This window comes from Arthrobacter sp., from assembly GCF_031179985.1.
Taxonomy (GTDB): Bacteria; Actinomycetota; Actinomycetes; order Actinomycetales; family Micrococcaceae; genus Arthrobacter.
Genome location: NZ_JAPSHJ010000015.1, coordinates 77,765 through 86,946, shown reverse-complemented (window position 1 = coordinate 86,946; position 9,182 = coordinate 77,765). Strand labels below are relative to the sequence as shown.

The following is a 9,182-nucleotide window of genomic DNA, read 5'->3' as shown; positions in this document are numbered from 1 at the left end:
AAGAAAGGCCCCCGCTTCCCTTGTAAACAAAGGGAACCAGGGGCCTTGCTATGTGGCGGTGACGGTGGGATTTGAACCCACGTTGGCTTTGACACCAAACAACATTTCGAGTGTTGCACCTTCGGCCGCTCGGACACGTCACCAACCCATACAGGTTACCGGAGCAGGGCGCCCATCCCCAAAACGGCGGCGCGCGCAAGGCCGGGGTGCTTCCCCGGGTGAGCCAGCGAGACTACATTCGTAAGCAAGATGATCATTTCAGAGAGGCCGCAAAAGGCCACCGCGTACTGGACCGTGGGCCCGTCCAAGGGGGAACTCCGGACAGAGGACCTTCCGGAACCGGCAGAGGGGGAGGCGCTGGTGCGGACCCTCTATTCCGGCATCAGCAAGGGTACCGAAATGGTGGTGCACTCAGCGAGAGTACCGGAATGCATCGAGGACCGGATGGCCGCTCCGCATCAGGAAGGCCATTTTCCCGCGCCGGTGAAATTCGGCTACCTGTCCGTTGGCGTTGTGGAACAAGGCCCCACAGAGTTGGAGGGCAAGACCGTTTTTTGCCTCTACCCGCACCAGGACCATTATGTGGTCCCAGCGCACGAGCTCACCGTCGTCCCGGACGCTGTCCCAGCGAAGCGGGCAGTGCTGACGGGCACCGTGGAAACAGCAGTCAACGCCTTGTGGGAGGCCGGGCCGAGGCTGGGGGACCGGATCGCCGTCGTCGGTGCCGGGCTCGTGGGCGGCATGGTAGCCACACTCCTGCGGAACTTTCCGCTCCAGCGGCTGCAACTCATCGACGTCGACCCCTCCAAGAGCGGCTTCGCCGCCGCCCTCGGCGTGGATTTCAGCCATCCTGACGACGCCCTGGCGGACTGCGACATCGTGTTCCACTGCTCCGCGTCCCAGGACGGACTGGAGCGCTGCCTGAAACTGGCAGGCGACGAAGGCGAAATCATCGAGATGTCCTGGTACGCGGACCGAAAAGTTTCTGTTCCCCTGGGTGAAGACTTCCACGCCCGGCGCTTGTCCATCCGCGCCAGCCAGGTAGGAGTCGTGGCCCGCTCCCGCCGCCACCGTCGCAGCACCTCGGACCGGCTGGAGCTGGCCGTCTCGCTGCTGAGCGATCCCGTTTTTGACCATTTCCTGACTGGAACGTCCAGCTTCGAGGACCTTCCCGGGGTGGTGGACAGGCTTTCAGAAGGAACCCTGGGCGCCCTGTGCCACGTCCTCGACTACTCCACCAAAAACAAGTTCACCGAAAACAACTCCACCGAAAGCACGAGGTAACTGTGTTCAGCCTGACCGTCCGCAATCATTTCATGATCGCCCACAGTCTCCCGGGAGACGTCTTCGGGCCTGCCCAGGGGCTTCACGGGGCAACGTTCGTCGCAGAGGTGACGTTCCGCCGTCGGAAGCTCAATGAAAACGCGATTGTCCTGGACATTGGTGAGGCGGGCGACGTTCTCAGTGGCGTATTGGAGGGCCTCAACTACCGCAACCTCGATGAGCACCCTGACTTTGCCGGCGGACTGAGCACCACCGAGGCCTTGGCACAATACATAGCCGACGCCGTGGCCGCAAAAATCCGCGACGGTGCAGACGGGCGGGAACTTGCCGGTATCGATGTGACCCTGCGCGAAACGCCTGATGCCTGGGCCACCTATTCTCTGGACTTCGAGGCGGAGTAGTTCCGTGCCTACCGCCCAGCCCGGGGCCTCTCCCAAGTCCACGAGACGGATCAGGCTGGTGGTGCCCGGAAACGTGCTCCACAACTCGGGAGGCAACGTCTACAACGCAGCGCTCACCGAGAGGCTGATCGCCCTGGGGGTGGAGGTGGACACTTACCGGGTGGATGGCGAGTGGCCAATCGGCAGCGAGGCGGACCGACGGCGGTTCGGCTCGTTGCTGTCGGAACTCGCGGTGGAGGACCGCACGGCGGTGACCATCGTGGACGGATTGGTTGCCTCCGGGGCGCCGGAGGAAATGGAGCGTTCCGCAGCTGAGGGGCGGCCCGTCTGGGTGCTGCTGCATATGCCGCTCAAGACGCCCGAAGTCGAAGGTCCCGCGTTGGAACGCCGCACCCTTGCGGCCGCTGCCGGAGTGATGACCACAAGTTCTTCCGTTGCTGCCATGGTCAGGGAACGGCATGGGATCGACGGCGTGACCGCTGCCCTGCCCGGCACCGAACCCGCCCCGCTTGCTTTAGGTTCCAACCCGCCCCATCTCATAGCCGTTGCCGCCTTGCTGCCCAACAAGGACCAGTTGATCCTGTTGGGCGCCCTTGCCCAGCTGACGGACCTGCCGTGGACAGCCTCACTGATTGGCTCGGATTCCGCGGACGAAGGGTACGCGAACGAGGTGCGTGCCGCCGTCGAACGCCTTGGCGTTGATTCACGCGTCCGGCTGGCTGGGGAGCTGGGCGGCGAGGAGTTCGACGCCGAATGGAAGGCGGCAGACCTGAGCCTCCTGGTCTCCCGTGCGGAAGCCTATGGACTGGTGGTCCCGGAGTCCCTTGCCCACGGACTTCCCGTCATAGTCCGGGCCGGGACGGGAGCAGTGGAGGCGCTGCACGCCGGGTCTACGCAGGGGAACGACGAGGAAGCCGGGGGCGAACGAGAGCGCGGGACGCTCCCGGGCACCGCCGTCGGGCTCGATACCGATCCCACGCCACTGGCGGAGGTTCTTAGGAGCTGGTTGACGGAGCCGGGCCTCCGCACAAAATGGCGTACCGCGGCGCTGGCCGCCAGGGAACGGCTTCCCGGTTGGGAGGATACCGCCCGGACAGTGCTGGACGCCGTGGACAGAGAGGCGCTGCAGCGGGAAGAGAGCGGCAGAAGATGAAAGCCGGACCGTGAAGACCGCGCGCGCCGAAAAGTCAGATGCCCCGGTGCTGAGCGAAAAATCCACGGAGCAGCGCGGCGCACTCCTGCTCCCGGACACCCGCGTAAACCTCCACCCAGTGATTGAGGCGGCGCTCGCGGAGGACATCGAACACCGAACCGGCAGCTCCGGCCTTCTCGTCCCAGGCCCCGAACACCACCCGGGGAATGCGGGCCAGCACAATTGCTCCGGCACACATGGCACACGGCTCAAGCGTCACCACAAGGGTGCAATCCTCCAACCGCCAGCCGTCATCCGGGCCGCCATTGAGCGCCCGCAGCATGCGAAGCCGGGCCGCTGCTTCCCTGATGGCCACCATCTCGGCATGCGCCGTCGGGTCGCCGAGGGCCTCACGTTCGTTGCGGCCGGAACCCAGAACCGTCCCGTCAGGACCGATGACGACGGCGCCGATCGGCACGTCCTCAGTGGCCAGTGCCAGCCGGGCCTCACTCAGGGCAAGGCCCATCCATTCAGCATGGCGGGGCTCCGGGGAAGTCATGGCTCAATGATAGTTTCGAAGGTAAGCAGCCTTGTAAGCAGAAAAAACGGGGAGGCATCATGAAACCCGCGACTGACCGGGTCCTGAAAACAGTGGTCGACCGATATGGGCTCTGGGTGGCTCCATACGCGGCTCTATGGCTCACCCTCCTGATCGGCGGCGCTGTGATCGTTACGTTGGCACTCCTGGGGGCAGAAGTCTACGAGGACGTCGTGGACGAAAGCGGCGTGGCAGGCCTCGATCAGCCTGCCCTCGCCTTCGCTAAAGAGATCCGCAGCCCCGAAATGAACGAGGCGATGACAGCCTTCACCAATGTCGGTGGAAGCATCGGCATGCCTATCCTGGCCAGTTTCCTGACTGCCTGGCTGACGTTCACCACGAGGACCTGGCGGCCCATAATCCTCGTCGCCGGTGCTGCGGCTGTCTCAGTCACTGCAACATCAGTTGGCAAAGGGCTCTTTGGCCGGACCCGTCCGAACCATGTCGACGCCGTTGCCCCCTACGAGACATCACCTTCCTTCCCCAGTGGCCACACGCTGAACACCACGGTGGTGATTGGTGTCCTGGTGTACCTGATATGCCTTGAGGTGGCCCACATGTGGATCCGGATCTCCGTGGTGGCGGCAGGCATCCTCTTCGCCGCCGCGATGGGACTGAGCCGGGTGTTCCTGGGCCATCACTGGCTGACGGATGTGATCGCCGCATGGCTCCTGGGGCTGGCCTGGCTCGGCTTTGTGATTTTGGCCCACAGGCTCTTCCATCTCACGCGCCGCCGCGAGCATGCAGGCCCGGCACCCACTTTTGACCATCCCGCCCATTTGTCGGATTCCGCTCCTGGAGAGTCCGACGCAGTGGTTCGCAGCCGGGGTGGGGACAAGACGTCCGGGTGATAGTTTTGACCCCATGCGCACACTCGTCGTGGACCACCCACTGGTCGCCCACAAGCTCACCGTTCTGCGGGACAAAAAGACCCCTTCGCCGGTTTTCCGGCAGCTCACAGAGGAGCTGGTAACTCTTCTGGCCTACGAAGCCACGCGGGATGTCCGCACCCAGCCCGTGACCATCGAGACACCGGTGAGCACCGCGGTGGGTACAGCCTTCACCAAGCCCACCCCGCTGGTGGTTCCCATCCTCCGCGCCGGTCTGGGCATGCTGGAAGGGATGACCAAGCTGGTTCCGACGGCGGAGGTCGGCTTCCTCGGAATGGCCAGGGACGAGGAAACCCTGGACATCATCACCTACGCGGAACGGCTCCCCGAGAACCTGACTGACCGGCAGATCTTCGTGCTGGACCCCATGCTGGCCACCGGCGGAACACTCCGTGAAGCCATCAAGTTCCTCTTCAAGCGCGGCGCCTCGGACGTCACCTGCATCTGCCTCCTTGCTGCTCCGGAGGGCCTGGCCAGACTCGAGGAAGAACTCTCGGACGCCAATGTCACCATCGTTCTGGCGTCCATCGACGAAAAACTCAACGACAAGTCCTACATCGTTCCCGGTCTGGGCGATGCCGGCGACAGGTTGTACGGGATCGCCGGATAACGGATGAGCCTGACCAGCACCACTCTGACCGCCCGCGGTGTCTTGTTCGACATGGACGGGACCCTCGTCGATTCCACCAGCATCGTGGAACGGGTGTGGGGCGAATTCGCCGGCCGCTACGGCCTCGACTATGCCGAAATCCTGCGGACCTCGCACGGGGTCCAGGCCATCGATACAGTCCGGCGCTACGCTCCCGCCGGATCCGACGTCGAAGCCCTCACCGAGGAGCTCGGGCGGATGGAGCTGGCTGAGACCAGGGGGATCGTTCCCGTGCCGGGGGCTGTGGAGCTGCTGGCCAGTCTTCCGGCCGAATCTGTGGCGCTGGTGACGTCGGCTTTCCGAGGGCTCGCCGAAGTGCGGATGGCTGCAGCCGGGTTGACCATCCCGGTCTCTGCCGTCTTTGCCGCTGACGTTAGCCGGGGGAAGCCGGACCCGGAGGGCTATCTCCTGGCGGCGTCGCTCCTTGGGGTTGACCCCGGCGATGCCCTGGTGTTTGAAGACGCCCCCGCCGGGATTGCGGCCGGTGTAGCGGCCGGCATCCGGACCATTGCTGTCGGGCCTAACACCGGAGAGCTTCCCGACGGCGTCCTGCACATCCGCGACTACTCAGCAATCTCCGCCACAGTCCTTCAGGATCCCAACGGGAAGAACATTATTTCTTTCCGGCTTTGAGGTTCTCCACCGCGTTCGCAATCCGGCGCGAGCGTGGTCACAGTATGCCCTGGGGAACCACAGTATGCCCTGGGAACACTGGGGCGCACCAGGGCGAAGTCGCCGGAAAACTGCTGGGTCGCCGGAAAATTACGGCGACCCAGCAGTTTTCCGGCGATCTGGTATCTGTGGTCCTGGCCCATGGACCTCTGTGGTCCTGGCCCATGGACCTCTGTGGTCCTGGCCCATGGACCTCTGTGGTCCTGGCCCACGGACCCCGGAGCGTTCCTGGATACAGGTTTAGTACCAGTTGTTCGCGTAGTGGAAGTTCAAAGCGCCGCAGGGGGAGCCGTAGCGTTCCTTGATGTAGTCAAGGCCCCAGTTGATCTGGGTCCTGAAGTTGGTTACGTAGTCAGCACCGGCACTCGCCATCTTCTCGGCGGGAAGGGACTGGACGATTCCGTAGGCGCCGCTGCTGGGGTTTGTGGCAGTGGTCTTCCAGTCCGATTCCTTGGTCCACAGTGTGGTGAGGCACTGCATCTGATCGGCAGCCCAGCCGTGGGCGCCAAGCTGACTCGCGGCATACGTCTGAGCGGCCGCAGGATCGTCAACCGCTACAGGTGCGGGCTCAGGAGCGGGTGCGGGCGCAGGCGCCGGGGGAGGTGCTGGAGCTGCCTGTGGCTCAACCGGCGCCTGAGAAGGAGCAGCCTCCGCCTTGACCAGGGACTTTTCGAAGTCGATTCGTGATTCGGCGTTGGCCGTAGTGGGAGCTTGGGCCGTGGGAGCAGCTGCCGGAGTGGCCGGCTCTGAGGCCTGCCCGGCGGCGCCCACACCAATCAGTACCGCACAGGCTGAAGCGACAAGAGCCAGACGATAGCCGTTGCCGCCCAGGCCTGAACTGAACCGGGAGAGGGAGAAAGGGGTTTTCGGGCTTTCCGCGCGGTGCCTTGAAATCCCATGCTTTGAGGGCTGATCCGGTGCATTCTTGTGCTCCGGATTGTGATCAGGGCGCGTTTGTACCAAGGGGTCAGTCATGATTGCCTCTCAACGCCTACGGAGTTAGCTGTCGGGTTCGGATGAGGTCATCCGGCCGCACGGAAAATCACGTGTCGGCTTCACCCCAAGGGCGGAATGCTGCGCAAATGCCCGGAGACTCTGGGTCCCCCGTCTCTGCCTGGTCATGAGGTATCCGGGAAGCGGCAGAGTTTGGCGTCCAACCGGAAATGCGGCCAGAACGGTAGCCGCACCCCGAAAACGCTACAGGAGTTGAAGACTTAAGTCACATTTTGGTAACGGAGATCACGACGACGGCGTGGTGCCTTGCGGATGAAACGTGATCAAAAAACAGGTCCTGCCAGGTCGGGAGGCGACCTCAACCCTGCCTCCATGAGCCGCCATGATCGAGTGGACGATGGACAATCCCAGCCCGCTGGATCCCTCATCCTCACGGTTGTTTCCTCCCGCGTGAGTACTGGCCCTCGAGGCATCCCCACGGGTAAAGCGGGCGAACACGTTGTCAACGAATTCCGGATCGATGCCGGGACCATCGTCCGTAACGGAAATCACGACATTTCCCTCCTCGGACTTCGCCAAACCAGCCACCACCGTGGTTCCGGGCGGCGTGTGCTTCCGGGCGTTCGACAGAAGGTTCGTCAGGACCTGGCGCAATCCCGAGGCGTCGCCGCGCACCGCTACGGCACCTCCCGGCAATTCCAGCTTCCAATGTCGGTCGGGCGCCATCACCCGCTCATCGCTGACCGTTTCGACCAGCAGCTGCGTAAGATCCACATCCGCGAGTCGAAGCTGCTGCCCCTCATCAATACGGGCCAGCATGAGCAGGTCCTCCACCAGGGCCGTCATCCGCTCGGATTGGCTCTGAACCCTTGCGAGCGATTTTGTCCCGTCGGGAGTCAGATTTTCCGTCATCCTCATCAGCTCGGTGTAGCCACGGATCGCGGTGAGGGGGGTCCGCAGTTCGTGGGAGGCGTCCGCCACAAACTGCCGGACCTTGGTCTCGCTCCGTTGTCTGGACTCAAGCGCACGGAAGACATTGTCCAGCATGAGGTTCAGCGCGTGGCCAACCCTGCCTACTTCAGTTCCCGGATGAGCGCTCGACGGCGGGACCCGCACAGCGAGTGCCACTTCGCCGGCGTCGAGGGGTAATCGGGAGACCTGGGTGGCCACGTCCGACAGCTGCTCAAGGGGTAGCAGGTTGCGGCGGATTATCGCTGTCCCCACCAGACCGATCAGCAGTATTCCGGCGAGCGATCCGGCAGTCATGGTCCAGACCAGGGAGTTGAGCGTGCTCTCCCTGGCTGCTAGAGGGAGACCGGTTACCAGCACACCCCCATCCCGCATTTGTAGTGCCAGCAACCGATAATCTCCGTCTGCAAGGGTCCGCGTGACGGGTTTGCCGTCCATTGGCAGGCTCAGCAGAGCAGCGTTGTCTTGGGGGGACAGGTCCGTCTGGCCTGCACCCCAGGCCACGAATCCGGCACTGCTGACCTTGCCGTTCTGGATTCGGGCAAACATAGTGCCTGCCCCGGACCCTCGCGCATTCAGCGGATCCGGCGACCCGTTGGGACTACTTGAAGGTGCCCTGCCAGCGTTCGCCGAAGCCATCTTGAGATTGCCGTCCAACTGCTCCGTGAGAAACGAGTCCATGGAGGCGTAGCTGACGATTCCGGTCGCTCCGCAAATAGCCACCAGGAGGGCCATGGCAACAAGGACGAGCCGGGTTCGCAGGTGCCAAGTCGATGGCCGGCGCCAGTTGCGGGAGAAGGTCAGAGACGGCACGGTGGTCAGACTGCTGGCTTGATGACGTAACCCGCACCGCGCATTGTGTGGATCATTGGCGGCAGGGTGGCGTCCACTTTTTTCCGCAGGTAGGAAATGTAGAGTTCCACAATGTTGGCCTGACCGCCGAAATCGTAGTTCCAGACGTTGTCCAGGATCTGCGCCTTGCTGACAACACGTTTGGCATTTTCCATCAGGTAGCGAAGCACTTCGAATTCGGTGGCGGTCAACTGCAGGTCCTCGCCTCCACGGGTAACTTCCCGGGTATCCAGGTTGAGCAGGAGATCACCCACGGCCAGTTCGGCCGTGTCCATGGCAGCAACGCCTGAGCGCTGAACGAGCCGGTGGAGGCGCAAGAGGACCTCCTCCATACTGAAGGGCTTGGTCACGTAATCGTCTCCACCGGCCGCCAGACCCGTAATGCGGTCCTGCACGTCATCCTTGGCTGTCAGGAACAGCGCCGGGACTCCAGGAGCGAAGGTGCGTATCCGCTTCAGCAGCTCAACGCCGTCGAATCCGGGAAGCATCACGTCCAGAATCAGGACATCGGGACGGAACTCCTTGGCAAGCTTTAGCGCTGCCGGGCCGTCCGCTGCTATTGCCACTGACCAGCCGGACATTCTCAAGCCCATGCTCATCAGCTCGGACAGGCTTGGTTCGTCGTCGACAACGAGGGCTCGGATGGGGGAGCCGTCCGGATGGGTGAGCTGCGGCAGATTTGTGGTGTGAGGTGGTGGCATACCCACAAGTTTTTGCCCCGCGGAATTGCTTGGGCTGTGCGCTTCCTGTGCGCAGCCTGTGAGGGTAATCGTCTTCCTGC

At 63.3% G+C, this 9,182-nt stretch carries 10 protein-coding genes, 1 tRNA gene and 1 riboswitch; of the genes, 6 read left to right on the top strand and 5 right to left on the bottom strand.

What is annotated here, in order from left to right; genetic code table 11:
- Positions 1 to 53: 53 nt before the first annotated feature.
- Positions 54 to 143: transfer RNA gene (locus RIN13_RS09495), tRNA-Ser, on the bottom strand.
- 106 nt (positions 144 to 249) lie between these two features.
- Here RIN13_RS09495 and RIN13_RS09490 point away from each other — a divergent pair.
- The 3 genes from RIN13_RS09490 to RIN13_RS09480 are packed head-to-tail and all read left to right on the top strand — an operon-like array spanning position 250 to position 2,838.
- Positions 250 to 1,284, top strand: a complete 1,035-nt coding sequence (locus RIN13_RS09490) for a dehydrogenase (protein ID WP_309107085.1) — start codon at positions 250 to 252, stop codon at positions 1,282 to 1,284.
- A gap of 2 nt (positions 1,285 to 1,286) precedes the next feature.
- Positions 1,287 to 1,685 carry a 6-carboxytetrahydropterin synthase gene (locus RIN13_RS09485; protein ID WP_309107084.1) on the top strand — a complete coding sequence of 133 codons (399 nt, stop codon included), beginning with the start codon at positions 1,287 to 1,289 and terminating at the stop codon, positions 1,683 to 1,685.
- Between the two features lie 4 nt (positions 1,686 to 1,689).
- Positions 1,690 to 2,838: a glycosyltransferase family 4 protein gene (locus RIN13_RS09480; RefSeq protein ID WP_309107083.1), complete on the top strand. Its 1,149-nt coding sequence runs from the start codon at positions 1,690 to 1,692 to the stop codon at positions 2,836 to 2,838.
- 34 nt (positions 2,839 to 2,872) lie between these two features.
- Here RIN13_RS09480 and RIN13_RS09475 read toward each other — a convergent pair whose 3' ends face one another.
- Complete coding sequence (locus tag RIN13_RS09475; RefSeq protein ID WP_309107082.1) at positions 2,873 to 3,376, bottom strand: nucleoside deaminase; 504 nt, start codon at positions 3,374 to 3,376, stop codon at positions 2,873 to 2,875.
- Positions 3,377 to 3,435: 59 nt separating this feature from the next.
- Between RIN13_RS09475 and RIN13_RS09470 the strand changes: the two genes are divergently transcribed.
- Genes RIN13_RS09470 through RIN13_RS09460 form a run of 3 tightly spaced genes read left to right on the top strand, consistent with a single transcriptional unit; the run spans position 3,436 to position 5,587 of the window.
- Positions 3,436 to 4,266, top strand: a complete 831-nt coding sequence (locus tag RIN13_RS09470; protein WP_309107081.1) for a phosphatase PAP2 family protein — start codon at positions 3,436 to 3,438, stop codon at positions 4,264 to 4,266.
- A 13-nt stretch (positions 4,267 to 4,279) separates the two neighbouring features.
- Positions 4,280 to 4,915: a uracil phosphoribosyltransferase gene (upp, locus tag RIN13_RS09465; protein WP_309107080.1), complete on the top strand. Its 636-nt coding sequence runs from the start codon at positions 4,280 to 4,282 to the stop codon at positions 4,913 to 4,915.
- Between the two features lie 3 nt (positions 4,916 to 4,918).
- The gene (locus RIN13_RS09460) at positions 4,919 to 5,587 is read left to right on the top strand and encodes an HAD-IA family hydrolase (protein ID WP_309107079.1); all 669 of its coding nucleotides are present in this window, start codon (positions 4,919 to 4,921) and stop codon (positions 5,585 to 5,587) included.
- Between the two features lie 279 nt (positions 5,588 to 5,866).
- Here RIN13_RS09460 and RIN13_RS09455 read toward each other — a convergent pair whose 3' ends face one another.
- The 3 genes from RIN13_RS09455 to RIN13_RS09445 form a co-directional block, all read right to left on the bottom strand.
- Positions 5,867 to 6,601, bottom strand: coding sequence for a hypothetical protein (locus RIN13_RS09455; RefSeq protein ID WP_309107078.1), 735 nt, complete (start codon positions 6,599 to 6,601; stop codon positions 5,867 to 5,869).
- Positions 6,601 to 6,788: riboswitch (cyclic di-AMP (ydaO/yuaA leader) on the bottom strand. Its footprint overlaps the gene before it by 1 nt.
- Before the next feature lie 77 nt (positions 6,789 to 6,865).
- Complete coding sequence (locus RIN13_RS09450) at positions 6,866 to 8,362, bottom strand: HAMP domain-containing sensor histidine kinase (protein ID WP_309107077.1); 1,497 nt, start codon at positions 8,360 to 8,362, stop codon at positions 6,866 to 6,868.
- Positions 8,363 to 8,367: 5 nt separating this feature from the next.
- Complete coding sequence (locus tag RIN13_RS09445; protein ID WP_309107076.1) at positions 8,368 to 9,102, bottom strand: response regulator transcription factor; 735 nt, start codon at positions 9,100 to 9,102, stop codon at positions 8,368 to 8,370.
- Between the last annotated feature and the right edge of the window lie 80 nt (positions 9,103 to 9,182).